This is a genomic window from Roseovarius salincola (assembly GCF_026891095.1).
GTDB classification, from domain to species: Bacteria; Pseudomonadota; Alphaproteobacteria; order Rhodobacterales; family Rhodobacteraceae; genus Roseovarius; species Roseovarius salincola.
The window spans coordinates 1-23,795 of sequence record NZ_JAPTNL010000011.1 but is presented as its reverse complement, the minus strand read 5'-3'; the positions used below and the strand labels follow the sequence as shown (position 1 = coordinate 23,795).

General features: G+C 62.5%; 26 protein-coding genes. 15 read left to right on the top strand and 11 right to left on the bottom strand.

The annotated features are described in order from the left end of the window. Window positions 1-30: 30 nt before the first annotated feature. Genes N5A93_RS12505 through N5A93_RS12485 form a run of 5 tightly spaced genes read left to right on the top strand, consistent with a single transcriptional unit; the run spans window position 31 to window position 5,776 of the window. Window positions 31-1,491 carry a YfcC family protein gene (locus N5A93_RS12505; protein ID WP_268955445.1) on the top strand — a complete coding sequence of 487 codons (1,461 nt, stop codon included), beginning with the start codon at window positions 31-33 and terminating at the stop codon, window positions 1,489-1,491. Next, window positions 1,488-2,717, top strand: a complete 1,230-nt coding sequence (locus N5A93_RS12500; RefSeq protein ID WP_268955444.1) for an arginine deiminase — start codon at window positions 1,488-1,490, stop codon at window positions 2,715-2,717. Before N5A93_RS12505 ends, N5A93_RS12500 begins: the two co-directional genes overlap by 4 nt. Window positions 2,718-2,738: 21 nt before the next feature. Beyond that, window positions 2,739-3,824 (top strand): Acg family FMN-binding oxidoreductase, encoded by a 1,086-nt coding sequence (locus N5A93_RS12495; RefSeq protein ID WP_268955443.1) that lies wholly within the window; start codon window positions 2,739-2,741, stop codon window positions 3,822-3,824. A gap of 22 nt (window positions 3,825-3,846) precedes the next feature. Beyond that, complete coding sequence (gene argF, locus N5A93_RS12490) at window positions 3,847-4,848, top strand: ornithine carbamoyltransferase (protein WP_268955442.1); 1,002 nt, start codon at window positions 3,847-3,849, stop codon at window positions 4,846-4,848. Between the two features lie 4 nt (window positions 4,849-4,852). Next, window positions 4,853-5,776 carry a carbamate kinase gene (locus N5A93_RS12485; RefSeq protein ID WP_268955441.1) on the top strand — a complete coding sequence of 308 codons (924 nt, stop codon included), beginning with the start codon at window positions 4,853-4,855 and terminating at the stop codon, window positions 5,774-5,776. Between the two features lie 81 nt (window positions 5,777-5,857). Here the strand turns inward: N5A93_RS12485 and N5A93_RS12480 are convergent, their stop codons facing one another. The 3 genes from N5A93_RS12480 to N5A93_RS12470 form a co-directional block, all read right to left on the bottom strand. Continuing rightward, on the bottom strand, window positions 5,858-6,205 hold the full coding sequence (locus N5A93_RS12480) for a MerR family transcriptional regulator (protein WP_268955440.1): 348 nt from the start codon (window positions 6,203-6,205) through the stop codon (window positions 5,858-5,860). Continuing rightward, complete coding sequence (locus tag N5A93_RS12475; protein WP_268955439.1) at window positions 6,202-7,137, bottom strand: DnaJ C-terminal domain-containing protein; 936 nt, start codon at window positions 7,135-7,137, stop codon at window positions 6,202-6,204. The genes N5A93_RS12480 and N5A93_RS12475 overlap by 4 nt, the downstream gene beginning before the upstream one ends. 217 nt (window positions 7,138-7,354) lie before the next feature. Beyond that, window positions 7,355-7,810 carry a baeRF12 domain-containing protein gene (locus tag N5A93_RS12470; protein ID WP_268955438.1) on the bottom strand — a complete coding sequence of 152 codons (456 nt, stop codon included), beginning with the start codon at window positions 7,808-7,810 and terminating at the stop codon, window positions 7,355-7,357. Window positions 7,811-8,097: 287 nt separating this feature from the next. Here N5A93_RS12470 and N5A93_RS12465 point away from each other — a divergent pair, with 287 nt between their 5' ends. From N5A93_RS12465 to N5A93_RS12440, 6 genes are all read left to right on the top strand, one after another. Continuing rightward, entirely contained in the window at window positions 8,098-8,676 is a 579-nt protein-coding gene (locus N5A93_RS12465) for an HPF/RaiA family ribosome-associated protein (protein WP_268955437.1), read from the top strand. 75 nt (window positions 8,677-8,751) lie between these two features. Then, window positions 8,752-9,357: a DNA polymerase ligase N-terminal domain-containing protein gene (locus tag N5A93_RS12460; protein WP_268955436.1), complete on the top strand. Its 606-nt coding sequence runs from the start codon at window positions 8,752-8,754 to the stop codon at window positions 9,355-9,357. Then, window positions 9,354-9,584, top strand: coding sequence for a DNA ligase-like domain-containing protein (locus N5A93_RS12455; RefSeq protein ID WP_268955435.1), 231 nt, complete (start codon window positions 9,354-9,356; stop codon window positions 9,582-9,584). The genes N5A93_RS12460 and N5A93_RS12455 overlap by 4 nt, the downstream gene beginning before the upstream one ends. 54 nt (window positions 9,585-9,638) lie before the next feature. Then, window positions 9,639-9,983, top strand: coding sequence for a DNA ligase-like domain-containing protein (locus N5A93_RS12450; protein ID WP_268955434.1), 345 nt, complete (start codon window positions 9,639-9,641; stop codon window positions 9,981-9,983). Between the two features lie 149 nt (window positions 9,984-10,132). Next, a complete protein-coding gene (locus N5A93_RS12445; protein WP_268955433.1) occupies window positions 10,133-10,372 on the top strand; it encodes a bifunctional DNA primase/polymerase in 240 nt (79 codons plus the stop codon). Continuing rightward, the gene (locus tag N5A93_RS12440) at window positions 10,312-10,776 is read left to right on the top strand and encodes a hypothetical protein (RefSeq protein WP_268955432.1); all 465 of its coding nucleotides are present in this window, start codon (window positions 10,312-10,314) and stop codon (window positions 10,774-10,776) included. The genes N5A93_RS12445 and N5A93_RS12440 overlap by 61 nt, the downstream gene beginning before the upstream one ends. Before the next feature lie 250 nt (window positions 10,777-11,026). Here the strand turns inward: N5A93_RS12440 and N5A93_RS12435 are convergent, their stop codons facing one another. Then, a complete protein-coding gene (locus N5A93_RS12435) occupies window positions 11,027-11,356 on the bottom strand; it encodes a sll1863 family stress response protein (protein WP_268955431.1) in 330 nt (109 codons plus the stop codon). A 142-nt stretch (window positions 11,357-11,498) separates the two neighbouring features. Between N5A93_RS12435 and N5A93_RS12430 the strand changes: the two genes are divergently transcribed. Genes N5A93_RS12430 through N5A93_RS12420 form a run of 3 tightly spaced genes read left to right on the top strand, consistent with a single transcriptional unit; the run spans window position 11,499 to window position 14,600 of the window. Next, on the top strand, window positions 11,499-11,876 hold the full coding sequence (locus tag N5A93_RS12430; RefSeq protein ID WP_268955430.1) for a cupin domain-containing protein: 378 nt from the start codon (window positions 11,499-11,501) through the stop codon (window positions 11,874-11,876). Window positions 11,877-11,880: 4 nt separating this feature from the next. Further along, complete coding sequence (locus tag N5A93_RS12425) at window positions 11,881-13,293, top strand: dihydrolipoyl dehydrogenase (RefSeq protein WP_268955429.1); 1,413 nt, start codon at window positions 11,881-11,883, stop codon at window positions 13,291-13,293. Window positions 13,294-13,328: 35 nt separating this feature from the next. Then, window positions 13,329-14,600, top strand: coding sequence for an MgtC/SapB family protein (locus N5A93_RS12420; protein ID WP_268955428.1), 1,272 nt, complete (start codon window positions 13,329-13,331; stop codon window positions 14,598-14,600). A gap of 295 nt (window positions 14,601-14,895) precedes the next feature. Here the strand turns inward: N5A93_RS12420 and N5A93_RS12415 are convergent, their stop codons facing one another. The 7 genes from N5A93_RS12415 to N5A93_RS12385 all read right to left on the bottom strand — a co-directional run bounded on the left by N5A93_RS12415 (window position 14,896) and on the right by N5A93_RS12385 (window position 23,195). Further along, window positions 14,896-15,795 carry a methylenetetrahydrofolate reductase gene (locus tag N5A93_RS12415; protein WP_268955427.1) on the bottom strand — a complete coding sequence of 300 codons (900 nt, stop codon included), beginning with the start codon at window positions 15,793-15,795 and terminating at the stop codon, window positions 14,896-14,898. 252 nt (window positions 15,796-16,047) lie between these two features. After that, window positions 16,048-16,641 (bottom strand): hypothetical protein, encoded by a 594-nt coding sequence (locus N5A93_RS12410; RefSeq protein ID WP_268955426.1) that lies wholly within the window; start codon window positions 16,639-16,641, stop codon window positions 16,048-16,050. A 531-nt stretch (window positions 16,642-17,172) separates the two neighbouring features. Next, entirely contained in the window at window positions 17,173-18,750 is a 1,578-nt protein-coding gene (locus N5A93_RS12405; RefSeq protein WP_268955425.1) for an ABC transporter substrate-binding protein, read from the bottom strand. A 34-nt stretch (window positions 18,751-18,784) separates the two neighbouring features. Then, a complete protein-coding gene (locus N5A93_RS12400) occupies window positions 18,785-19,462 on the bottom strand; it encodes an ABC transporter ATP-binding protein (RefSeq protein ID WP_268955424.1) in 678 nt (225 codons plus the stop codon). Then, window positions 19,459-20,664: an ABC transporter permease gene (locus N5A93_RS12395; RefSeq protein ID WP_268955423.1), complete on the bottom strand. Its 1,206-nt coding sequence runs from the start codon at window positions 20,662-20,664 to the stop codon at window positions 19,459-19,461. Before N5A93_RS12395 ends, N5A93_RS12400 begins: the two co-directional genes overlap by 4 nt. After that, window positions 20,664-21,902, bottom strand: coding sequence for an efflux RND transporter periplasmic adaptor subunit (locus N5A93_RS12390; protein ID WP_268955422.1), 1,239 nt, complete (start codon window positions 21,900-21,902; stop codon window positions 20,664-20,666). The genes N5A93_RS12395 and N5A93_RS12390 overlap by 1 nt, the downstream gene beginning before the upstream one ends. 669 nt (window positions 21,903-22,571) lie before the next feature. Then, the gene (locus N5A93_RS12385) at window positions 22,572-23,195 is read right to left on the bottom strand and encodes a VPLPA-CTERM sorting domain-containing protein (RefSeq protein WP_268955421.1); all 624 of its coding nucleotides are present in this window, start codon (window positions 23,193-23,195) and stop codon (window positions 22,572-22,574) included. 215 nt (window positions 23,196-23,410) lie between these two features. Between N5A93_RS12385 and N5A93_RS12380 the strand changes: the two genes are divergently transcribed. After that, complete coding sequence (locus N5A93_RS12380; RefSeq protein WP_268955420.1) at window positions 23,411-23,611, top strand: hypothetical protein; 201 nt, start codon at window positions 23,411-23,413, stop codon at window positions 23,609-23,611. Window positions 23,612-23,795: the final 184 nt, after the last annotated feature.

Sequence of the window (23,795 nt, the reverse complement as noted above, 5' to 3'; positions counted from 1 at the left end):
CGACGTTTTTGAAAGCATGCGGGAGCGATCATGTCCGAGTCATCCGAAACGCCGCAGGATCCGGAGGCCGACCTGCAATCACGCTTTCCGACGGCCTACACGATCCTTTTTGCGCTGATCATTCTGGTTGCTGTACTCACCTGGATCATCCCCGCCGGGCAATATGACCGCGAGATGAACGAGGACGTCGGCCGCGAGGTTGCCGTGTCCGGCACCTACCAGACGGTCGAGAGTAATCCCCAAAACCTGATCGACGTTCTGCTTGCCCCGATCGGCGGGTTCTACGATCCCGACAGCTACGCCGCCAATGCCATCGATGTGGCGCTCTTCGTTCTGATGCTGGGCGGATTTCTGGGGGTGGTGAACGCGACCGGCTCCATCAATACGGGCATCAGACAGTCGATGCGGGCCATGGAGGGGCGCGAGATCTGGATGATCCCGATCCTGATGGCGCTGTTCGCGGCCGGCGGCACGAGTTACGGCATGGCCGAGGAAACGCTGGCCTTCTACGCGATCCTGCTGCCCGTGGTGTTGCGCGCTGGTTATGATGCGGTTACCGGGGTGGCGATCATTCTGATTGGTGCGGGCATCGGTGTGCTGGGCTCCACGATCAATCCCTTCGCCACGATCATCGCCTCTGACGCAGCCTCGATCCCCTTTACGGATGGCATCGTGCTGCGTTTCGTCATCCTGCTGGGCGGGTTGGCGATCTGTATCGCCTATGTCATGCGCTATGCGCACCGGGTGAAGGCGGAGCGTGACAGATCGGCCGTCGCACGGCAATGGCCGGCGCATGAGCGGCATTTCCTGAAAGATGGCGACACTGCGGACGAGGACGACACCCTGAGCGGCACCCAAAAGATCATCCTGATCATCTTTGCCGCCACATTCGGCGCGATGATCTGGGGCGTGGCGACACAGGACTGGTGGATGGCACGCATGGGGGCGCTGTTCGTGGGCTCGGCCATCGTGATCGGCATTATCGGACGGCTGGGCGAGAAGGGCCTCACCGGTGCCTTCGTCGATGGCGCGCGCGATCTCTTGGGCGTGGCGCTGGTCATCGGACTGGCGCGCGGGATCGTCGTGATCATGGAACAGGGTCTGATCGTCGACACGATCCTGCACGCTGCGGCGGAGACGTTGGGCGATCTCTCCAGCGTCGCCTTCATCTCAGCGATGTTCGGGATAGAGGTCGCGATGAGTTTCTTCGTGCCTTCGTCGTCGGGTCTTGCGGTGCTGTCGATGCCGATTCTGGCACCGCTGGCCGATTTTGCAGGCGTCGGGCGCGATCTCGTGGTGACCGCCTATCAATCCGCCAACGGGCTGGTGAACCTGATCAACCCGACATTTGCGGTGGTAATCGGCGGGCTGGCCATCGGGCGGGTGCCCTATGACCGCTGGATCGTCTTCATCTGGCCGCTGCTGGTGATCCTGACGGTGTTCATCATGGGGGTATTGGCGGTTGGTGCTGCGATGGGAGGTGTGGCATGAGCGAGGACCAACTGGGCGTGCATTCCGAGACCGGGCGGCTGCGACAGGTTATCGTTTGCAAACCCGGACTCGCGCATAGGCGCCTGACGCCGCAGAACTGCGATGATCTGCTTTTCGACGATGTGTTCTGGGTGAAGCAGGCGCAGAAGGACCATGACGTCTTTGCAGACCTGATGCGAGGCGAAGGCATCGATGTGCTCGATACCGGGGTCCTGCTGGGTGAGGTGCTCGACATTCCGGAGGCGCGTGCATGGGTGCTTGATCACCGGATAACGCCACAGGAGATCGGGGTCGGCATGCTTAAGGATCTGCGGGCCTGGATGGATGAACTTCCGGGTCCCACACTTGCCGAATTCCTGATGGGCGGGCTGACGGTAGGGGATCTGCCGTTCGAGCCCGCGGGCATGTTCGGAGCGTATCTGGGTGGGCTTGGCTTTGTGCTGCCGCCGCTGCCCAACACGCTATTTACCCGCGACAACAGCGCCTGGATTTATTCGGGTGTCACCCTCAACCCGATGTATTGGCAGGCGCGCCGCCCCGAGACACTGCTGATGGCAGCGATCTATCGGTTCAACCCGAAATTCGCGGGCCGGGCCGAGGTGCTCTGGGGCGATCCGACGCGGGATTTTGGACGCGCGACACTGGAAGGCGGCGACGTGATGCCGGTGGGCAACGGGCTGGTGCTGATCGGCATGGGCGAACGGACCTCGCCGCAGGCGGTGGGGCTGCTGGCAGAGGCGCTTTTCGACCAAGGTCGCGCGACCCGCGTGCTGGCCTGTCAATTGCCAAAATCGCGCGCGGCGATGCACCTCGATACGGTCTTCACCTTCTGTGGCGGGGACGTGGTCACCAGCTTTACCGAGGTGGCCGACGAAATGCGGGTGTTCGACCTGCGTCCCGGCGAGGGCAAGGCGCCGCTCGACATCCGGCGCAGCGATGCGCCGATGTTCGTGGTTCTGGCCGAGGCGATGGGATATGCGCGCCTGCGCATCGTTCCCACCGGCGGGAACGACGCCTTCGAGGAATCGCGCGAACAATGGAACGACGGCAACAATGTGCTGGCCCTGCGACCGGGCGTCGTTGTCGGCTATGACCGCAACGATGACACCAATGCCGCCCTGCGCGCTGAAGGCATTGAGGTGCTTGAGGTGCCGGGTGCCGAGCTTGGCCGCGGTCGCGGCGGCGGACGCTGCATGAGCTGTCCCACCATCCGCGATCCGGCCTGAGGCGGTGGAGGAAGAGCGGACATGTCTGAACTGAGCGGAGAGGCTGGTACGGATACCTTCGATACACGGGTCTCGCCTGGCTATGCCGCCGCGGTTCGCGCCACCCGAGCCGCCCCGGATCGGACGGCGATGGGACAGGCGCGGCTGGACGAACTGGTGCGTCTCGCGACGTTGGCCCCCAACAGCCACAACACCCAGCCTTGGACGTTTCAGGTTCTGGGGCCGGACCGGCTTGCGATCCGGCCGGATGCAAGGCGGCGTTGCCCGGTGGTCGATCCCGACGATCATCATCTTTTCGTGAGCTTGGGCTGTGTGGCCGAAACGCTGGCCATCGCCGCCACGGGCTATGGGATGGATGCGTCGGTCTCGTGGCGCGAAAACACCGACGGCCTGCCCTGCGCCGAGGTGACGTTGAAGGATACAGGTTGCGCGGCTTCGCCCCTGATCCAAGCGATCCGATCCCGGCAATCGACCCGCTCGCTCTATGATGGCGGTCTATTGTCGGCAGAGCAGCGCCGCGCGCTGCGGCAGGCGGCAGAGGGCGGAGCCACCACCCTCCATCTGGTCGAGGATGCCGAGACCAAGACCCAGCTGCGCGATTTGATCGTCGCGGCCAACACCACGCAATTGCGTGACCGTGATTTCGTCCGCGAACTGCGCGACTGGATACGATTCAGCGAGGCCTCTGCACTGCAAAGCCGTGACGGGCTTTTCGCGCGGGCGACCGGAAGCCCGACGCTTCCCGACTGGATCGGGCGCCTGATCTTTCCGCTCGTCCTGCGGCCGGCCGGCGAAAGCCGCAAGATCGCATCCCAGATCGAAAGCTCCGCCGCGCTCGCCGTCTTCATCAGTCGCGATGACACGCCGAAAAGCTGGTTCCGAACCGGCAGGGCCTTTCAGCGCGTCGCGCTTGCGGCGACAAAGCACGGGCTGAAACACGCCCATCTCAACCAGCCTGTCGAGCGGTCCGAGTATCACAGCGATCTGGGCCGCGTGGTGGGTGCGTGCGCGGGTCGGCCATCGCTCGTCATCCGATTGGGGAGGGCGGTGGACATGCCCTACGCATTACGGCGCGACCTGCACTCGGTACTGGACACATCCGGCTGACACCAAGAAAGGGACCCTTCACATGGCTTTCAACCTCAAGAACCGCCATTTTCTGACCCTGCGGGATTTCACACCCGCCGAGATCGCGTTTCTGCTGAAGCTTTCAGCGGATCTCAAGGCGGCGAAATATGCCGGCACCGAGCGCGAATTGCTCAAAGGCAAGGAAATCGCGCTGATCTTCGAAAAGGACAGTACCCGCACCCGCGCGGGCTTTGAGGTGGCCGCGCATGATCAGGGGGCCAATGTCACCTATCTCGGCCCGTCGGGCTCGCATATCGGGCGCAAGGAGACGGTGAAGGACACCGCGCGTGTGCTGGGACGCATGTTCGACGGGATCGAGTATCGCGGCTTCGGCCAGACGGTAGTGGAGGAACTGGCCAAATACGCCGGTGTGCCGGTCTGGAACGGGCTGACGGACGAGTTTCATCCCACCCAGATCCTCGCCGATTTCCTGACCATGCAGGAACATGCGCAGAAGCCGTGGCGCGAGATTTCCTTCACTTTCATGGGCGATGCCGCCAACAACATGGGCGACAGCCTTCTGATCGGCGGGGCCAAGATGGGCATGGACGTGCGGCTCTGCGCACCGCGTGCCTGCTGGCCCGACAAAGCCATCGAGGCCGAGGCGCGCGAGATTGCACAGGAGACCCGTGCGCAGATAATGATCTCCGAGGACGTGGCCGAGGCGACGCTTGGAGCGGATTTCATCTATACGGATGTCTGGGTGTCGATGGGCGAGCCCAAGGAAAGATGGGCCGAACGGATCGAGCTGCTGAAGCCCTACAGGGTGACGACGGATGTCATGCTGGGCACTGGCAATCCGCGCACCCGTTTCCTGCATTGTCTGCCCGCCTTCCACAACGCCGAGACCGAGATGGGCGCGCAGATCGAGGCGGAATTCGGCATTCCCGAGATGGAAGTGACCGATGAGGTGTTCGAAAGCGCGGCGTCCATCGTCTTCGATCAGGCCGAGAACCGGCTCCACACGATCAAGGCGGTGCTTGTCGCCACATTGGGGGACTAGGGCCATGCTCGTCGTGATCGCCCTTGGTGGCAATGCGTTGCTCCGCCGGGATCAGAGTCTGACCGCCGAAAACCAGCGCGAGAATGCCCGCACAGCCGCCCGAGCGCTGGCTGAGGTGGCACGCGCAGGGCATGATCTGGTGGTCACCCATGGCAACGGCCCGCAGGTCGGGCTGCTGGCGCTGCAGGGTATGGCATACAAGCCTGACGAGACCTATCCGCTCGATATGATGGGGGCCGAGACCGAGGGCATGATCGGCTATCTCATCGAGCAGGAGCTGGAAAATGCCCTGAACCATGACCGAACGGTGGCCTCGCTGCTGACACAGGTGCGCGTTGATCCGGACGATCCGGCATTTGCCAGTCCGACGAAATTCGTCGGACCAGTCTATGACCGCGAGGAGGCAGAGCGCGTGGCAGAACGGCACAAATGGTCCATCGCGCAGGATGGCGAGAAATGGCGCCGCGTCGTGCCCTCGCCGGCGCCTGTCGAAATCCCGGATCTCAAGGTGATCCGCCTGCTTTTGCTGCATGGCACGATCGTGATCTGCGCCGGTGGCGGCGGTATCCCGGTGATCGAGAACCCTGACGGGGCCCTGACCGGCGTCGAGGCGGTGATCGATAAGGATGCAACAAGCGCTCTGCTCGCTGAGGGGCTGGGGGCCGACGCGCTGCTCCTGCTCACGGATGTCGATGGCATCCATCGTGGCTTTGGCACCGACTCGGCAGAACGCATCGCAAACCTTGCACCGGATGAGGTGCCAGCGCTCAATCTGCCTGCGGGCTCGATGGCCCCGAAGGCAAAGGCGGCGGCAAGCTTTGCCAGCGGCGGAACAGCCCGGATTGCCGGGATCGGCCGGCTGGCAGACGCGCTCGCGATCCTCGAGGGCACTAAAGGCACTCGGATCTCGGCACCCCGTTCGCGATAGCGTGTCAGACGCGTCGCCTGACCGGCGCGCATATGTCCCGACTGTTCGACATTGTCATCACCGTGATCACCGCTCGCGGCCCTAATCTCCACGCGCGGTGCGGGCGTGAAGGTCGTGGAATACCGACACGATCGCGTGCCGCACGTCTTCAGGCTGTTCTTCGATCGCTCTTGTCAGCGCGCGAAGCTCTCGGCGGGTCTGGTGCAGGTGATCAATCAGATTGAGAACGACCGGCACGGCGTCGTTGGGCAGAGACATCTCCTTTCTCAGATCGCATAAAAGCCGGACACGCGCGATGTCCAACTCGTCGAAAAGGGGGCCGGTCTCACTTTCGGCCGGGCAAAGCCAGCCTTGCCGCACCCAGAAGCGCAGATCTCTCAGGTTGAGCCGCTCGACACGGGCGACAACCGTATATTCATCGAAGCTCATGTTTTCCTCCGAAGCTCTGTTCGCGGGTCGAAACCGGCCTGATCCCGCCAGCGTCGCGCCAGATCCGCCATCTGGTCATCGATCTTGTCCGGCAGGACGATTCTGAGACGGACATACTGGTTACCGGCTGAGGCAGAACCGGTCTTGATTCCCTTGCCTCTAAGCCGTAAGCGATGACCAGAAGAGACGCCCTTGGGAATGGTCATGGAGACCGGCCCCCAGATCGTCGGCACGTCCACCTTCGCACCGAGCACGGCCTCATCGAAGGTGATCGGCAACTCGACCTCGATATCGTCGCCGTCCCGCTCGAACACCGCGTGCGGGCGGACGGCGACCGTCACGAGCGCGTCACCGGGTGGCCCGTCTCCGAATCCCGGGCCACCCTTGCCGCGCAGGCGCAGGGTTTGCCCGTTCTTGAGACCGGCAGGGATGGCGATCTCGATGTTCTTGCCGTCGGGCATTGTCACGCTGCGCTTGGTTCCTTGCGCCGCGTCCAGAAAATCGACCTCGAGATGGTATCGGGCGTCCTGGCCGCGGGCGTGAAAATCCTGCCGGAATTGACCGCCGCCACCCGCGCCACCGCGTCCGAACAGATCGGAAAACAGGTCGGATGCGTCCTGAAACCCGCCCATGCCAGCGCCGGGATCATAGCGGCGTCCGGCCTCCTGATCGGCGTATTGGTGGTAGAACTGGCGTTCAGGGCGTTCTTGCCCGCTGGCATCGATTTCGCCGGCATCGAAGCGTCTGCGCTTTTCGGGATCGCTCAGCAGGTCATTGGCCGCCGCGACCGCCTGAAACTCAGCCTTCTTGTCTTCATCCCCGGGATGAAGATCCGGATGCAGCTTCTTGGCAAGCTTGCGATAGGCCTTCTTGATCTCGTTCTGAGTCGCTGTCTTCTTAACGCCCAGAACCTCATACGGGTCTTGTCCCATGTTTGAACCCCCTCATTCAAATCCGCCCCGACTGAGGTCAAGGCCGGGCGGTGCGTGAGACCGCGACCTACTCCTTTGCTAAGCTATACGAGGCTGATCCGAGGGCTGCCTTGCCCTGGATCAATCTCGCTTGGGATTGCGCCAACAGATCGGTTTCTTTATCGCTGGCCGGTCACGGTTCCTGCGGTATGTTCGGTCGTTCGCTGGCATCCCAGGGCTAGATCGACGCCTCGATCTTGTTGAGCAGGAGGTTCTTCAGGTCCTTGTCGATCTCTGCCACCATGCCCGAAGCGAGGCGGTCGTCACAGGCATTACGCATCGCACCAGGCGAGCGGGGATCAGGGATCACGACCAGATGTCGAAACGACCCCGCCGGGCTTAAGTCCAATAATCTTTCGGTAACATCTTCTGCAGAGCGCTTCTCGGCGACGTGGTGCCAGTCGGTCCCCTGCATGGCGCTTTTGCCCCATGGCTCGGCGCCAACACTTACCTTGCGCTTGGCGTCATGCTGGCGCCCTGCGCGATCACTTGCAAGCTCGCGGGCCGGTGCGCTTGTGCTGGCATCGTTATCGATGACTCCCAGGTGAATGAACTCCTGATCGCTGATATTCCGCAGCAAAAGAAATTTCTCACCGTCGGCCGCGACCATCAAGGTGTCATGTTCGAGTTTCATTTATGTCTTTCCTGCACAGGTTGGCCTGCCTTCTGAAGTATGCGCTTGGCAGGGGTGCGCGGCGCGTTGCCCGTCCCGCGCGCGTTGGACATCTTCTCTTGCGAAGCGTTTTGAGTTCAAGTTCGGCATGGCATTTTCTCGGCCGGCAAGAAGTGACACCCAATTTGCCAAATCTATTAAACAGCAGACCATCGCACCTTGACGCAGGTTAAGGCGCAACGGATCGAGAAACGGCATCCATCTTGAGGATCAATCGCAGGCGTCATGGAAACGAGGACAGTCGCTCGATGCAGACACCCATCGAAATTGCGTTCAAGCATGTCGAGCCGACGGATGAGCTCAAGGCGCTGATCTCGGAAAAGGCTGCGCGGCTTGATAAATTCCATGATGGCATCACCAGCTGCCATGTCTATATCCGTGCCCCGCATCAGAGCCAGAAAACGGGAAATCTCTACGAGATCACGATTGAGGTTCGCGTGCCAGGCCAGGAACTGGCTGTGCGGCGTCATCAGGATGATCAGCCCGAGCGCGCGCATCTGAAAGCTGCGATCCGGGACGCTTTCTCTGCGATGGAGCAGGAGTTGAAAAGCGCCGCGCGCAAGCTGCAGGGTGACGTCAAGCATCATGCCGGGCTCTTGCAGGGCAAGATCGTCGAGATCCGTCACGATCAGGGCTATGGTCAGATCATCGCGAGCGATAACCGGTTGATCTATTTCCACGAAAACAGTGTCGTGGATGGCGACTTTGGCGATCTGGCACAGGGCGACCCCGTTGAAATGGTCGTGCAGACCGAGGAAAGCGCGATTGGGCCGCAGGCAAGCACCGTGCGCCCGATCGGCGGAATGGAATATGACCCCGGACGGTGATGGCACGGGGTTCCGGGGCTGAGCTGTCAACTCGACTGGGCGGCGTGGGCCTCCTGATGCGGAAGGGACTGGAGCATGGTGAAAGGCCAGCGTCGCCGCCATCAGCTGGAGCGGTACCGCGAAAGGCGTGACTTTTCGCGCAGCACCGAACCCACCGGGGATATCGGCGGCACGTCAGGAAACCCCGTTTTCGTGATCCAGAAGCACGACGCCAGCAACCTGCACTACGATCTGCGGCTGGCGGTGGACGGTGTGCTTAAAAGCTGGGCGGTGCCCAAGGGGCCCTCCACTGATCCGCGCGAGAAACGGCTTGCCATAGCGACCGAGGACCATCCGCTCGACTATGCCGATTTCGAAGGGGTGATCCCGGAGGGCGAATATGGTGCAGGGACCGTGCTGATCTGGGATCGTGGCACCTATGAGAATATCACCGAAACGGAGAATGGTCCGCGCTCGATGTCCGAGGCGCTGGCGAAGGGGCATGCTTTGGTCCGGCTCTGCGGTGAGAAGATCCATGGCGGTTACGCCTTGCAGCGGATCGATGATGACGCGGATCAGTGGCTGCTGATCAAGATTGACGACGAGGCGGCGGACGCTCGGCGAAACCCTGTTTCCACCGAACCGAAGTCAGTGGTCTCGGGTTGTAATCTTGACGAGATCGCGGCGCGTGAGGGTGAATGAGCGGCATCGAAGGTACTGCGGCGCGGATCGCGGACCAGCCCACGAGCGCTCATCCCGAGTGGATAATGCTCATGTTCGCCATGTTGACCGACATGTGGTTCGCCGACCCCGGCTGGACCTTCGAGCGCAGGCACGACGGTGTGCCGCTGCGGGTGTTTCGCGACGGCGACCGGACCAGACTGATGACGCCGGACCGCAACGAGGTGAACGATACCTATCGCGACTGATCGAGGCGCTGGCCCAGGCAGTCCGCGCGGGGCTTTGCCGCCGAGGATGCGTTTATGGCCTTCGATGGGAACCTGACCAGCTTTTCAAGCTTGCAGGGCAGGAAGCGGATCACCGACCCGGACAGGGTGCGCGTCAGCGCCATTGTGGTGCATCTCTATCTTTTCGACCCCGTTCATCTTGTCGGCCATGATCTGAACGATCCGCCGCGGCGAAGGAAATCCCTGCTAAGGAGGGCGCTGCGCTTTGGCGATCCGCTCCGCTTCATTCTGCATCGCAACGCGGATGACGAGGCGTTCTTCGAACGGGCTTGCGCGAGGGGAGGGGGGCGGGACGGTCTGATCGCCGTGACGCGATGGTGCGTTGCAGCCAAGACCGCTCGTACGAATGGCGCAAGTTAAGATGTGCGAACGGGCAGGACCTGATGATCGGCGTGTTCACAGAGCCCAAGGGGGCTGTGAGGGCTTTGGTGCGCTCTTGCTTGGGTCCTTCGAAGATGACGAGCCAAGGTATGCGGGAAAGGTGGGCATCAGCGACGATGGTGCCTTCCGTGACCGCAGTGGCCGCCCTTGCCCATATGGCGGATCAGGGCTGCATCAGACCTCATCTCGCGCCGGCCGTGCCGGGGACCCTGCGCAAGCCCGATCGGATGGTCTTCGACCTCGATGCCTGGCTCGGGATCGGGCGGCTGCCGCCCTTCGCCCGCGCGCTGGCCGAGAAAGTCGCCGCGTGCATCCGGCGCTCGCCGCCACCGAACAGCGCAAGGCGGGGCGGGGCGACAGGGTTCTGATCGACAGCGTTCGCACGTTTCACGCTCAGACTGCCGTCGCATCCAATGCGGCGCAGGCCAGGCAGGGCGCCGCCCGTGGCGACACCCCTGCGCTGGCCTTAGGCCTCTTCTCGGACATGGTGCCGGATACGCTTGTTCATTGCTTCGACTTTCCGGCATCTTGGCAGACAATGGACCCTTGGCCGGCATCGATGCGGATCCACAGGACGTCACAAAGCCGGCCGAAGCCTGTTGAACGGAGTATCGACGCCAGAACGGCAACCACCATCGCAAATACCCTGCAGGGCGGTATCCGTGATCCGGACCAACGCCGAATTCCGGCCACGGCGGCGTTCCACCAGCCGACGTTCCGCTCGCCGGGCCTGCGGAAAAAAGGAACCGAAGCGCCATGGCACGGGTCATGATCGCAGTGACAAGCGCCGCGGCGACGACAATCCGGAGAGATGTTTTCATGCGCCGGAGAAGCCGTCCTACAACTCGCCCCACGCGCTCTTCTACCGGCTTCAAGAGCGCCGTAGCGCCCGTCAAAACGCTTGGGCGACTCGCCCAGAGGCGCTTCCGCGTGTCTCACGCACTGCTGTCCAGTTGTTTCTCACCGCCTGTCCACGCCGCACGATTTCTGCATCGAGGGAGGCATCGCCTTGCGTGTCGTGGTCAGGGTGGCGTTGTCCTGCGCCAGCGCGGGGAAGGGTGACACAGAATGCTGCATCGCTTGGAAGCCCGCGAAGGGGTCCCGGAGTTGTCATCTCGGCACAGTTTACTGAATCGCGACATCGCACTGTCCAAGGCATCCGAGATTCTGTCCCATGCCCTATCGAAGCCGGCTTTCATGTCATCCCACGCTTCGTCGCCCGAGCCTGCGATCTGCTTGATCTTCGCATTGGCCTCTGCCGCGTCAACCTTGGCCTGCAATTTTTCGATATCGGCATTCCAATGGTCGATGCGTGCCTTGGCTTTTTCGATATACGCCTCGCGCTCGGGCATTCGTATGCTCCTGTTGATGCTGAACGGGTGGCATGAGAAGCTTCACGATAGTCGGAAAATGCGCCTGCTGGATTGATCCGCGTTAATGACGGTTGGTAACTCTGCAAGCAATCCTTGCACGCACTCAGGGGAGATCGAACAAATGTCCGAGACAAGAAAGATGACGCTGCCGGTCGTCATGCTCGCTCGCGAGAATGACGAGTTCCGCAAGGTGCTGTGGACCGGCGATAACATCCAGCTTGTGTTGATGGCGATTCCCGAGGGTGGCGAGATCGGCGGCGAGGTGCACGAAGGGCACGACCAGTTGCTCTATTTTGTGGCAGGCTCCGGCGTCGCCAAGATCGGGGACGTGGAAACCAAAATCGCCGATGGTGATGTCAGCATCGTGCCGTCGGGCAAGTTTCACAACTTCAGGAATACCGGTTCGGGGATGCTGAAGCTCTTTACCACGTACAGTCCGCCCGAACACGAGCCCGGCACAGAGCACGAAACCAAGGCCGAAGCTGACGCGGACGAGTGAGCCCATGAAAGTCGATACCGTCATCGTCGGCGCGGGCACTGCGGGACTCTCGGCCTTGCGCGAAGTGCGCCGATATACCGACGATTTCCTGATGGTCAACGACGGCCATTGGGGCACCACCTGTGCCGCCGTGGGATGCATGCCATCCAAAGCACTGATCGAGGCGGCGAACGCGTTCCATCAGCGCGGGGCTTTTGACGAATTCGGCATCCGTGGTGGCGAGGGTCTGCGCGCCGACATTCCAGCAGTGCTGGCGCGGGTGCGCAAGATGCGTGATCAGTTTGTGAAGGGGCCAAAAGCGGTGCCGGAAAAGCTTGGTGATCGCGCCCTGTCGGGGCGCGCGCGGCTGCTCGGCCCCAGACGGCTTGAGGTGAACGGCAAAGAGATCGAGGCGCGTGCGATCATCCTTGCGCCGGGCAGCCGTCCGGTGATGCCGGGGCCGTGGCGCGAGTTAGGTGACCGTATCCTGACCACCGACAGCCTATTCGACCAGCGAGACCTGCCGCGCCGCATCGCCGTCATCGGCATGGGGGCCATCGGCGTGGAAATCGCGCAGGCTCTGGCCCGCCTGGGGCTGGAAGTGGCCGGGTTCGATGCGACTGAAGGTCTGGCTGGTATTGATGACGCAGAGGTGCTTGACGCCTTCCGCCCGCTGATCGCCGGAGACGTCGATCTGTATCTTGGCACCGAAGCCGATCTGAAGGACACAGGAGATACAATCCGTGTGTCCGCAGCAGGCGGCGCGTTCGAGGCTGACGCGGTGTTGGCCGCAATCGGGCGGCGGCCCAATATTGATGATCTCGGGCTAGATACACTGGGCGTGCCACTTGATGAGAAGGGCATGCCCGGAATCGACCCCTGCACACTGCAGATCGGCGATCTGTCGGTGTTCATGGCCGGTGACGCGAATGGCATCCGCGCGCTGCTGCACGAGGCCGCCGACGAAGGCCATATCGCCGGCCGCATGGCTGCGCCGGATGCGGCTGGAACCGGGCTTGCCCGACGCACGTCCCTATCCATCGTGTTTTCAACTCCACAGGTCGCGCGAATCGGCGCCACGCTGTCCGATCTGGAAGAGGGCGACTTCGAAACGGGGAGCTTCGATTTCTCAAAACAGGCACGGGCGCGCATGGCGCAAACCAGCGGCGGCGTATTGCGCATCTATGCCACGCGTGACACAGGACGGCTTTTGGGTGCGGAAATTTGCGCGCCCGCCGCCGAGCACCTGGCCCATCTGCTGGCCCTGGCGGTCGAACAGCGGTTGCGCGTGGCAGACATGCTGGCGATGCCGTTCTATCATCCCGTTCTCGAGGAGGGCCTGCGCAGCGCTCTGCGTGATCTGGCAAAGGCTGTGCCCGGTGCCGGTGGATCCGACCTGTCGGACTGCGAGGCGATCGGTCATGATGCGCTGGACTGACCCGGCCTCGAGGCCCCGGAGTGAGCGCCAAAGCCATGGATGATATCGAGATATTTCAGCGACTTGGAATCGCGCTGGCCATCGGGCTTCTGTTTGGCCTCGAACGCGGCCGGCATCAGCGCGACCAGTCCGAGGGTGATCGTATCGCGGGCGTGCGGACATTCGCGATCGCCGGGCTTCTGGGCGGGGTCATCGGCTGGCTCGCCTCGCTCACCGCACCGGTCGTTCTCGCACTGGCGTTTCTGGGGTTATCGGTGCTTCTTGGTGTGAGCTACTGGCCGCGCCTTAAGAAGGATGATGATGCCGGTCTGACGACCGAGATTGCCTTCCTGCTCGCCTTCTCGCTCGGGGCGGCGTCGGTTCTGGGAAACATGCCTGCGGCTGCGGCCGTCGCCGTGATCGCGGCGTTTCTGTTATCGATGAAGAAACGGCTGCACAGGTGGGTGGCGCGTATCAAACGGCTGGAATTGGAGGCGGTTCTGAAGCTCGGCCTTTTATCGGTCGTGATCCTGCCGATCTTGCCTGATCAGGGCTACGGACCCGGCGCGGCGCTCAACCCCTATCAGATCTGGTGGGCGGTCGTCCTTGTTGCGGGTTTGTCGTTTTTTGGGTACGCCGCGATCCGGCTTGGCGGCGCGAGCCTTGGTCTTCTCGTGACGGGGTTATTTGGTGGTCTTGCCTCATCGACGACGACCACATTGGCGCTGTCGCGCCTGGTGCGCGCAGAGACTGAACTGATCCGGCACGCGGCGGCGGGAGTTGTGATCGCGGGATCGGTGACGTTTCTGCGCATCCTGATGCTGGTGGCGGTCTTTCAGCCGAGCCTGCTTGCCCCTTTGACCATACCGATGGGCGTGATGGCGGGTTTCGGTTTGGCGGGTGCCGGTCTTCTCTCGTTTCCAGCCAGAGAATCAAAGGAGGGGCAGGGGCGACTGGACGAAATCGAGAATCCGCTCGAGTTGAGCGCGGCGCTTGGATTCGGCGCGCTGCTCACGGTCGTGCTGCTGGCCGTCCAGACCCTCAAGAGCTGGATGGGGTCGAGCGGCGTTTACGCGGCCGCCGCCCTGTCGGGCGTGACGGATGTCGATGCGCTGACGATCTCGGTGGCAAAACTGATCGGGGACGATATGGCAACCACAGACGGCGCGACTGCGATCTTCATCGCCGCAACTGTCAACACTGTGGTCAAGGCCGGCATATCGTTCGCGGTCGGCGGCAGTGCCTTGGGCCTGCGCGTCGGGCTAGTCTATGCAGGGGTTATCACTGCGGGTGCCGTCAGTCTGTGGCTATTTGGCTGGGGCGGATGATCGCGTGGCAACATGAGAGTGTTCACACCTAAACTCAGTGTGGTGCCCCGCTACCACCAGGTTCCGAAAGAGGTGCTACTCAGCGTTTTGCGCGATCTGGCCGGGAACGTGCCGATGAAGGCGGGTCCGACCTTTCGGGCAGCGCGGCAATCGGACAACATACGCCGGATTGACAACGGTCGACCCGTCTTAGAGGCCTCCGAACTCTTCCGGCTTTAAGGTCGGCGCGGACCTGTCTTCGGCGACCTTCCCGGGTATTCGCCGTGACGTCTGGCCAGGCACCTTTCGTGACACGTCACTTGTGTCCCATGAACGTCGCCAATGCCATCGAAAGCGGCCAGCGGTTCATCGTGTAGACATGTATCTCGGGCGCGCCATAGGCGATCAGCTGCCGGGCATGTTCGATCGTCATGGCTGCGGCAAGGTAGGGTTCAAGCTCGGGCGCGGTCTCGGCGCGGGCGAAGAGCTGGTTCAGCCAATCCGGCACCATGGCACCGTTCATCCGCGCAAAGCGTTTCAGGCGGGGCCATCTTTCCAGCGGCATCAGCCCGGGAATGATCGGTGCGTCGATCCCGCGTCGTCCACAGGCCTCGAGAAACCGCCCATAGGCCGCCGGGTCCAGCACGAACTGACAGAACGCGGTTCCGGCCCCGGCATCCAGCTTGCGCTTGAGATACTCAATATCCCGGCCCGGCGTTTCGGCTTCGGGATGCGTTTCGGGATGGGCCGCCACAGCGATTTCGAACTCATGCCGCTTGCGCAGCGCCGCCACCAGATCGGACGCATGATCAAAGCCCGGCGGCAAGGCGCCGGACTCTCCCTTGGGGCAATCCCCGCGCAGCGCCAGAATCTGCCGGATACCACGCACCCAAAGCGTGTCAGCCGTCTTGAGCACCTCGTCGCGCGACAGGCCCAGCGATACCAGATGCGCCATCACCGGGCGGTCCGTGCGCGCCGCGATCGTGATCGCGGTGTCAACGGTTCGGTCTCGTGTCGTGCCCCCTGAACCCATGGTCACTGAAAATCCGCGACCGGCCACCGGAGCGAGCCGATCGACAGTGTCATGCAGTGCCACGCAAAGGTCAGAACTCTTGGGCGGAAACACCTCGAAACTCAGGGGAATGCGCCCCCGCATCTCGTACAGGTCTTGCAGCAGCGCCTCTTTGGTCTGACCTGCGCGTATTCTGTCGACCATGAATCTTTTGCTTTCAAGTTGCGCGCCGTCGCATGTCTGCATCGCTACGTCGTCAGAATCGGTGGCGACGCTTGCGCTCCCAGGTCTGCATTGGGCCTCTTGCTGGTTTCATGAATGCTCGCCTGCGCAACCGCTTGATCAAGAATATCGAAATTCGTTGAAGCCGGTGCAAAGTATCAGTGTCAGGATTCATCTGGGGATCAGAACCTGACCAACGCAGGCATTGGCCTGTTCAAACATTGCGACCAGATTCTATTCGCTCCAGGGGTGCACATGCACGTCCCGTCCGGAATGCTCTTTCATGATCTTGACCGCCAGGTCCTCGTGCTCTTTGTCACGGGTGCGCACCCACATGAGAATGCCACCATGCCGGATTTGGTTTTCGTAATATTCGCGGTGATGCTTGGCGACGCGGCGGGCAAGAAGTGTCCCGATCACCGCTGAAGGCCCACCCCCGATTGCGATGGCGGCGATCGAGGCAGCAAGCGTACTCAACGGGGTCAGCATCGCGGCCATGGCGATATAGGAGCCGACAAAGAAGAACCCGCCCGCAATGGCCCCCTCAAGTTCGCCCATCGCCTCTTCCGAGACGAAATGGGCTCGAGGGGCTCTGGGATCATCTTCGAGCTCGGGTGCCCGCCAATAGGCCTGCCCGAGTTTTTCCTCCAATGTGTCCTGTTTTCCGAGAAGGCTGATGTCGGAATGGTGGAACCCCACGCTGCGCAGGTCATAGAATGCCGCTTGCAAGTGTTCGAACGTGTCGAACACCCCGACCGCTTCGGGCACCTTTATAACAGTGACCCGATCTGCGTTGTCCTGTTCCGGCGCTACCATTTCATCCTCCATCAACTATCCGTATCCGCGTAAGTTTCGTGAGTGCATAGCAGATCGGCCGTGTGATCGCCTTGATCACGATCATGCCTCTTTCTGCATGAGGGACTAAGCCTCTGTTCCTGTGCGCGCGCGAATGTGAGGCGTGCGACTGCTCCCTTACCCATCACCGGTGACCGCAAGGCCGGGCAGGCGCCAGACCCGCATGCCGCCCCGATAATAAAAGATACGGGCGGCAGGGTATCCGGCCTCGACCATGTTGCCGATCGCAATTGGCGACTGGCCGCACCTGATCCCGTTGCAAAACCGAGCAACGGGCTTTGCCTGTTCGCAGTGCCACCCTTCAAACTCCGGCTCACGGTCCGACCGGGCCAGCTCGTCCAGAATGTATCTATAGTGAATGTTGATCGTATCCGGGACCGTTCCGCTCGCGAACCAGTCGCTGAAGCGGCCATCGCGCTCCTTTCATCATGGGTCGACTGTCTTGCCCATGCTGATTGGTCGACCGATGTCGCGAGACGTCAGTCGGTAAACATCCGGTCGGGGTCAGGCGAACCACCAGCGGTGATAGCCGCGCGCGCCGTCGAGTTCCCAGACCGAGGCGATGCTTTCGGAGTGCATCACGTTATCGCGCCGCGCCGAGGTGCGATTGCGGAAGAACGGCACGATCGTGCCGCCGTCGTCCCTGCACAGTGACTGCATCTCGGCATACATCTCGGCGCGAAGCTCCTGGTTGATCTCGGACTTGGCCTGAAGCAACAGCGTGTTGAACCGCACGTTCTCCCAGTGGCTCTCGTTCCACTCGGCCCCGGCCTTGTAGGCCAGCGAAAACATCAAGTCCGGCGTCGGGCGTGCCGCCCAGGACACGACACAGAACGGCCTTTTCAGCCAGACATCGGACCAGTAGCCATCGGCCGGTTCCTGCCGCACCTCGATGTCCAGACCGGCGGAGCGGGCCTGTTCGGCGAAGAGCGAGCACATGTTGGTCGCCCCGGACAAGAGCGTGTCATTGACCGAGATCTGTACCGAAAGCCGGTCGTGCCCGGCCTTCTTGAGGTGATAGCGCGCGCGGTCGAGGTCTTGTTCGCGCTGCGGCAGGTCCGCATGATACGGGATCGTCGGGCCGATTGGATGATCATTGCCGATCGTGCCGCGCCCGAACAGGATCTTGTCGACGATCTCCTGCCGGTTCATGGCGTGCTTGAGCGCGAGCCGCACGTTGACATCGTCGAACGGGGCCACGTCGCAGAACATCGGCATCGTGATATGCGTACCCGAGGGCACATCGTCGAGAATGACTCCGGGTGCGCGCGCCAGCATCGAGGCGGTCTTTAGGTCGATATCGGTCACCGCGTCGACATCGCCGGTGACGATCGCCGCCTGCCGGGCGTTGGGGTCGTTGAGCACCGTCATTTCGATCGCGTCGAACCACGCCCCGCTGCCTGCGCGGTGCCAGCCCTGATGCCGCTCGAACCGGGCGCTGATGCCGGGCTTGAAATCGACCACACGGTAGGGGCCGCAGCCGATGCCGTCTGCCCACTCGATGCCGCCATCCTCGGTCGCGGGCTGGATCACGAGGTGATAATCCGACAACAGATAGGGCAGATCGGCATTGCCGCCCGCGAGCGTGAATATCACCGCGTGGTCGCCATCGGCGCGAATATCGGTGATGTCCGCCAGAAGCGGCGCGACCGCCGAGGTCGTCTCGGGTCCGCGGTGATGGTTCATCGAGGCGATCACATCCTTTGCCGTCACCGGGCGCCCGTCATGGAAGGTCGCATCGCGCGCCAGGTCGAAGCGCCATTCGCTGCCATCATCGGCCAGCGCTTGCCAGTCGGTGGCCAGATCGGGGCCAAGCGTGTTCTCGTTGGTGATCTCGGTCAGGTAGGCGCGGGCGACGTGGCTGCTGTGGATCATCAGGATGCTGGCCGTCGTGGCCGGGTCCCAGCTGTCGGTGCTGCTGCCGTCATGCACGCCGACGCGAAATGTCCCGCCCAGCGACGGTGTCGCGCGTGCCGGGGCTGACGAGACACCGAGCAGCCCGGCGGCGAGACCGGACGCGGCGGCCCCTTTCAGGATGCTTCGACGGTTGACGTCACGATTTGAGGGGATGCGATATGTCATGGAGAACCTCAGTTTTGCACATTTGGTAACGGATCTAGCCCGTCACCACTCCGTCGCCCACCACGATCTGCCGTTGGCAGAGTGCTGCGATCTTTTCGTCATGGGTGGAGATCAGGAAGGTGGTGCCTTCCTCGCGGTTGATTTGGCCGATGAGGTCCATCACCTGCATCGCCGAGACGCGGTCGAGATTGCCGGTTGGCTCGTCCGCCAGTACCAGTTCGGGGCCGTTCATCAGGGCGCGCGCAACGGCAACGCGCTGCTTCTGGCCGCCTGACAGGTTGGTGGCGGGAAAGTCGATCCTTTCCGCCAGCCCCATGCGGGTAAGCAGCGTGCGCCCGCGCGCGCGGGCCTGCGGTGTCTCGCGGCCCTCGCGCACCGCGGTGGGGAAGATCACGTTTTCCAGCGCGGTGAAATCGGGCAGCAGATTATGGAACTGAAAGACAAAGCCGATATGGCGGTTGCGAAATTCGGTCAGCGCGCGGTCGTCGGCGGCGATGAGATCCTGGCCCAGCATCAGATACTTTCCCGATGTCGGTTTCATCAAGGTACCCAAAATCGTCAGAAGTGTGCTCTTGCCCGAGCCGGAGGGGCCGAGCAGGGCTGCCATCTCGCCCCGCTCCAGATGCAGGGAGAGGCCGCGCAGCACGCGGGTTTCGGCTTCGCCGGTCCCGAAGGTCTTGACCAGATCGCGTACGTCCAGCAGCGCGGTCATTGGCCGATCGCCGTGACCGGATCGACCCGCGCCGCCGAGCGGGCGGGCAGGATCGAGGCCAGGATCGCACCGAGCACCGTGAGGGTGATGGCCAGCCCGTAGGATCCTTGGGTGATGTCCATCGGCAAGCTGCCTGGCTCGAACGCCTCGCGCGGGGGGAAAGGCAATAGCGCCAGATAGCCGAGCACCGCCCCCGTGACGCCCCCCATCAGCCCGACAAGTGCGCCCTGTGCCACGAAGACGAAGACGACAAAGCCGCGCCCCGCGCCCATGGCGCGCATGATGCCGATTTCCGGGCGGCGGCGATATGTCGAGAGCAGGAGCGCCGAAGCAACGCCGATCACGATGGTGATGAGCGCGAAGGTTTTGAGAAAATAGCCGGTTTGCGCCTGCGCATCGAGCGCCTCCATCAGCTGTTCCGCCCCGTCGGTCCAGGGCACGGCATCAAGGCCGGTCAGGCTGCGAATGCGCGCGGCCGTCGCATCGGCGGCCTGGAGATCGAACAGCTTGATCTCGATCCTGCTGGCACCCTGCGGCATGGCGAACAGCGTGCGCGCGGTCGAGAGGCTGACAAAGGCACGCGCCCCGTCGATCGCGCCGTTGCCGGTTTCAAATATGCCCGAGAGGGTAAGCAGGGCGGTGACCCCTTCGGAGCTTTGCAGGCGCAGCGGTTGATTGAGCGACAGGTCGAGCTCCTCGGCCAGGTCGCGGCCAAGGACGATCAGGCCCGAACGCATACTTGCGCGCCCCTCGACCATGTAGCCCGGCAGATCGAGGATCGCGGCCTCGCGACCGGGGACGACACCGGTCACGCTGACCTGCTCGACCTGTGCGCCGCGCGTGAGGAATCCCGCCCCGTTGATCTGCGGCGAGACGGCCTTGACCCCCGGCACGCCCTCGATCAGCGGCAGCCAGGTGGCGGCCTCGGCCAGAGAGGCGGTGCGGGTGCGGCCGCGCTGCGCGACGACGAGGACATGGCCTTCCGGCGCGATCAGGATGGCCGGATTGTCGGGTTCGGCCTCGATGGTGACATGCGCGATATCGCCAACCGTGCGCGCGAGGATGAATTGCGCAAGCCCCCCGATCAGCGCTGACATGAAGATGAAGATGAACACCCCGACCGCGACGCCCAGCACCAGAAGCGCGGTCTGCGCCTTGTTCGCGGTGAGGTAACGTGCCGCGATCTTGAGCGCGTAGAGCATCAGCGCCGCTCCGTCGTTACGGCCTGACCGGGGATGATGCCGGTGGCCTCGGTCACGAGGCGGTCGCCCTCGGCCAGGCCCTCGGTCACAATGAGCCGGGCGGCGGGCCAGTCCACGACAGAGACGGGGCGGAATATGGCGCGGCCCTCTCGCAGAAGGAAAACGCCGGTCTCTCCCTCTGCCTCCGTCAGGGCGCTGCGCGGCACGGTGAGCGCCGCCGCGCGTGTCTCCACGATGATGTTGGTCGTCACGGTCAGACCCACCGGGGCCAAGACCGGCGTGTCAAAGGACAGCTCCACAGCCAGCCCGCCGGTGGCGATATCGACCCGGCGCGAGACATAGCTGACGCGCCCGGCACGGGTTTGAGTCTCTCCGGCGAGTTGCAGCACGGCGGGCTGGCCGGTGGCGATCTGCGTGGCATAGGCCTCATCCACATCCGCCTCGACCAGCAGGGTGCCAAGATCGGCGAGGGTCATCAGGGGACGGGAAGGGCTGACAAGTTGCCCCTGCTTGACGTCCAGCGTCACCACATGGCCCGCGACAGGTGCGCGGATGGTGTGGTTCTCGAGCGCGATGCGCGCCTGATCAAGTGCGGCGCTGAGGCGCGCCACCTCCTGCGTGGCCGCTTCGAGCCTGTGGGCGTAGGTATCGCGCACTGAACGCGCGACGATGGAGTCAAGCGCGGCGGCACGGTCGAATTCCGCACGGGCCTCGGCCTGCGCATCCCGGGCCGATTCGAGCTGGGCGCGCGCCTGACGCAACAGCGTGCGCTGCGCCTCCGGGTCGACCTGAGCGAGGATATCACCAGCCTCGACGGCGTCGCCCTCGGTCACGGGCAGGCCGGTAAGGATGCCCGTCACGGTCGGGGTGATCTCAACCGAGTTCTCCGCCGCGATTCGCCCGTTCACGGCAAGGAGGCGGGTGACCGGTGCAGGCGCGACACTCTCGATCGGCACAACCGGCGGGCGGATCATCCAATTCTGGGCGAGGACCAGCGCGGTCAACGCCAGGATAAGAGCGCCGACCACGGCCCAGACCTGCCAGCGGCGCGACGGTCTGCTGCGCGCGCGCGGTGTCGCCGGGACAAGCTGCCCGCGCGTCTGCTGCGGCTCGGACATCTTCGAGCCGGCCTCAGTCGTGGATTCTTCATCAGCCGGGGCCAAATTGGCCTCCTCTTCGACAAGGCGCGAATCCGGGTGCATCGACACGGGCGCGGGGCCGTCAATTAAATGCAGCATAGATGACTGCGACGGCGCGACCTTGACGCAAATCATCAATTTCCTCGCAAGGCGCGGTTTCACTGGGATTCTACTGACCTGCCACTGACTTTTCATTCAGTCGGGAGCATATCTGTCGAGACGCTCGTTCGTCGGGCGAAAACCCGCGTCTATCACGCCAGCCATCGACGTTGTTGCACAGCTCGGAACGCGCCTGACAATAGGCGGAAAGCCAGTCCACGGCGGCTCAACGTTTCGCTGCGTGGCCACCCGCGAACCTGTCCAAAAGGCAGGACCACGTCAGTAAACGGGGTAGCGGTCAGGGCATCTGAAGCATCTCGAAGCGAGCTTGGATCTACATATTCGCCTCGCGCTTCAGTTTCCCGCACCAATAGTGCGTCAGCAATCAGCCAGTCCATCAAGTCGATGTTCCCAAAGGAGAGAAAGCGAGGCGACCTGACGGCAAAAAGCAGCATGAAAAGGGCTGTCCGCACCGGCCATGAAGGACAAAACAGGCTTGAGCGTCGAGTCGCATTTTTCAGACGCTTCGCTATGACGTGTGTTCCAGAAAGCGACACCGCTCGACCGATTGTGCCTGGTCATAATTGAGGCCCCCAACGTCATGCGCGGGGGCCTCATCGTGTACGGTGCACAGGAAATCCCTGTACAAGTTTCTTTACGAAGAACGGGTCAGGACGCGGCTTTGCGGCGACGCGATGCAACGCCCAACCCGCCCAATGCTGTCAGCATCAGAAGAGCGCCGGCTGGCAGCGGAATAGCTGAGACGCTGATGTTCGCCACCTCAAAAGCATTGGATGTCGATCTGAACTCGGCCCGGTCAAACCGTGCGTTCGAGAAAATGCTGACGTAGGACGCGCCCACCCCTGCGGACTCCGAGGATGACGGGCTGATGTCTGTATTCGAGATCGTATCAAGCAAGGACCCACCGTCATACAGCGCGATCGAGTTGTACCCGTCAATGGAACCCCAAAGGAAGTTCAAGGTGTTGGCGCCGCCGGTTATGGTCAAAGTCGCGGGCGATGGCTCATTGTCGGGGCCAACGCTGAAGTAAGACAGATTCTCGAAACCGGCTACGCCTGCCGATCCGGAGTTGTCATAGGGGGACCGTGAAACACCGACGCTTCCTGTGCGGGTCATTGCATCGAAAGTCAGGCCTGCCGCAAGATCAGTCCCGGCGGAGGTATCCACCAGGTCATATGCATCTTGTCCATCGCCAAGATTGGTCACTGTAGCGGCTTGCACAGAGACCGCGCTCATCAGGGCGAAGCCCGCCGCAAAGATTAATGCTTTCATTATTAAAGTTCCTTCCAAATCCAAAAACCAGATAACGTCTGGCACAATTTGCGCATAACAATTGCTCGCGTGACCAACTGTTGTAACGCCACGCCTTATTTGTAACACAATCTGCGCCAATCACCAACGAAACAACAGCATTACACGCGGGGATTGTGCCGATCGACCACGCTAAGAAACAATGTCTGATAAAAACCGGAATTGTTCCAAAAAGCATGACGGCAACCACAATATCAGCCCGGGAGGGCCAGACATCCGGTCAGAACGCGCCGGAGTTCGCCAATATCGTCGGAGCGTTGAACGATCTCATCGGGGATGACCGCAGTATTGCCGCTCTTTACCGGGCGCGGATGGCGCGGAAACACACTCGGGGCTTCAACGCGAAGACGCTGAACGTCGGCGTGTTAACGGCTTAAGGACGTTGCAGGTTACGACAAGAGGCGCTTCAGAATATTTCAGTCCGATGATGCCAGCCCCAAGGATAGTTTCTATAACAATGATGAGCTATGCGGGAAACTGGGTGACGGGGTTTGAGAAGGCGGCGTATCGTGGCGGGTGATCAAGCCTGCCAGAACTTCCAAGAGGAACGATACGCCTATG

Coding starts and splice junctions, on each gene's coding strand:
- N5A93_RS12505 (WP_268955445.1), top strand. CDS start 31: ATGTCCGAGTCATCCGAAACGCCGCAGGATCCGGAGGCCGACCTGCAA.
- N5A93_RS12500 (WP_268955444.1), top strand. CDS start 1,488: ATGAGCGAGGACCAACTGGGCGTGCATTCCGAGACCGGGCGGCTGCGA.
- N5A93_RS12495 (WP_268955443.1), top strand. CDS start 2,739: ATGTCTGAACTGAGCGGAGAGGCTGGTACGGATACCTTCGATACACGG.
- argF (WP_268955442.1), top strand. CDS start 3,847: ATGGCTTTCAACCTCAAGAACCGCCATTTTCTGACCCTGCGGGATTTC.
- N5A93_RS12485 (WP_268955441.1), top strand. CDS start 4,853: ATGCTCGTCGTGATCGCCCTTGGTGGCAATGCGTTGCTCCGCCGGGAT.
- N5A93_RS12480 (WP_268955440.1), bottom strand. CDS start 6,205: ATGAGCTTCGATGAATATACGGTTGTCGCCCGTGTCGAGCGGCTCAAC.
- N5A93_RS12475 (WP_268955439.1), bottom strand. CDS start 7,137: ATGGGACAAGACCCGTATGAGGTTCTGGGCGTTAAGAAGACAGCGACT.
- N5A93_RS12470 (WP_268955438.1), bottom strand. CDS start 7,810: ATGAAACTCGAACATGACACCTTGATGGTCGCGGCCGACGGTGAGAAA.
- N5A93_RS12465 (WP_268955437.1), top strand. CDS start 8,098: ATGCAGACACCCATCGAAATTGCGTTCAAGCATGTCGAGCCGACGGAT.
- N5A93_RS12460 (WP_268955436.1), top strand. CDS start 8,752: ATGGTGAAAGGCCAGCGTCGCCGCCATCAGCTGGAGCGGTACCGCGAA.
- N5A93_RS12455 (WP_268955435.1), top strand. CDS start 9,354: ATGAGCGGCATCGAAGGTACTGCGGCGCGGATCGCGGACCAGCCCACG.
- N5A93_RS12450 (WP_268955434.1), top strand. CDS start 9,639: ATGGCCTTCGATGGGAACCTGACCAGCTTTTCAAGCTTGCAGGGCAGG.
- N5A93_RS12435 (WP_268955431.1), bottom strand. CDS start 11,356: ATGCCCGAGCGCGAGGCGTATATCGAAAAAGCCAAGGCACGCATCGAC.
- N5A93_RS12430 (WP_268955430.1), top strand. CDS start 11,499: ATGTCCGAGACAAGAAAGATGACGCTGCCGGTCGTCATGCTCGCTCGC.
- N5A93_RS12425 (WP_268955429.1), top strand. CDS start 11,881: ATGAAAGTCGATACCGTCATCGTCGGCGCGGGCACTGCGGGACTCTCG.
- N5A93_RS12420 (WP_268955428.1), top strand. CDS start 13,329: ATGGATGATATCGAGATATTTCAGCGACTTGGAATCGCGCTGGCCATC.
- N5A93_RS12415 (WP_268955427.1), bottom strand. CDS start 15,795: ATGGTCGACAGAATACGCGCAGGTCAGACCAAAGAGGCGCTGCTGCAA.
- N5A93_RS12410 (WP_268955426.1), bottom strand. CDS start 16,641: ATGGAGGATGAAATGGTAGCGCCGGAACAGGACAACGCAGATCGGGTC.
- N5A93_RS12405 (WP_268955425.1), bottom strand. CDS start 18,750: ATGACATATCGCATCCCCTCAAATCGTGACGTCAACCGTCGAAGCATC.
- N5A93_RS12400 (WP_268955424.1), bottom strand. CDS start 19,462: ATGACCGCGCTGCTGGACGTACGCGATCTGGTCAAGACCTTCGGGACC.
- N5A93_RS12395 (WP_268955423.1), bottom strand. CDS start 20,664: ATGCTCTACGCGCTCAAGATCGCGGCACGTTACCTCACCGCGAACAAG.
- N5A93_RS12390 (WP_268955422.1), bottom strand. CDS start 21,902: ATGCTGCATTTAATTGACGGCCCCGCGCCCGTGTCGATGCACCCGGAT.
- N5A93_RS12385 (WP_268955421.1), bottom strand. CDS start 23,195: ATGAAAGCATTAATCTTTGCGGCGGGCTTCGCCCTGATGAGCGCGGTC.
- N5A93_RS12380 (WP_268955420.1), top strand. CDS start 23,411: ATGACGGCAACCACAATATCAGCCCGGGAGGGCCAGACATCCGGTCAG.